Below are 754 nucleotides of genomic sequence, written 5' to 3'. Positions count from 1 at the left end.
TTGCCCACGTGTTCCTCACCCGTCCGCCGCTAGGTTCATCCCCGAAGGGAATCTCCTCGCTCGACTTGCATGTGTTAGGCACGCCGCCAGCGTTCGTCCTGAGCCAGGATCAAACTCTCAATAAAAAGTTTAATCTGTCTCAAATTACTTTGAGTCTTAGTTTTAAGACTTCTAAAAGAATTGCTGGTTTATTTTACTTAACTTATATTCTGTTCAATTTTCAAAGACCATTTTCTTCATCGCTCTCAAGCGACTTCATTATCTTATCATTTGTTTTTCTTTTTGTCAACAACTTTTCTTAAAAGTTTTTTTGACTTATTTTGTCGCATGTTTCAGCGACATGTTTTATAATACCATTTGAAATAGATTTATTTTTTACAATATAATATTATTTACTGATATTATTCTCGTTTTTCTTTATTATTCTCTAAATATTTAAGTTTTTCTATTAATGATACTCGTGGGTAAGTTTAACTTTAATATATATTTTTTTATAATCTAGTTTAAAAAGGAATATATACATTCTTTTACTGATAGCCATATATTAAATACTTAAGCAGCTGATTATCTTATTATTCCTTTTAATGCCTTCATTATATTTTTTTCTTTATTTATAATTTATTTCTGAAAATATATTTAATTATTTCTATAATTAATATTAAAACTTTTTTATTTAATTTATATAATAAGTAGTACTTGATTAAATCAAAAAAAGCTACGAATAAATTCGTAGCTTTGGTGGAGGTAAAGGGAT

The 754-nt window shown here is 27.7% G+C and carries 1 rRNA gene; it reads right to left on the bottom strand.

Annotated elements, in window-relative coordinates:
• A 16S ribosomal RNA gene (locus AAT22_RS01020) occupies positions 1–125 on the bottom strand; the annotation flags it as partial.
• Positions 126–754: the final 629 nt, after the last annotated feature.

Source organism: Clostridium sp. C8, from assembly GCF_001010885.1.
In the GTDB taxonomy this organism is placed as follows: Bacteria; Bacillota; Clostridia; order Clostridiales; family Clostridiaceae; genus Clostridium; species Clostridium sartagoforme.
The sequence above is the reverse complement of the archived record's forward strand: the minus strand, read 5'-3'. Positions and strand labels throughout refer to the sequence as shown.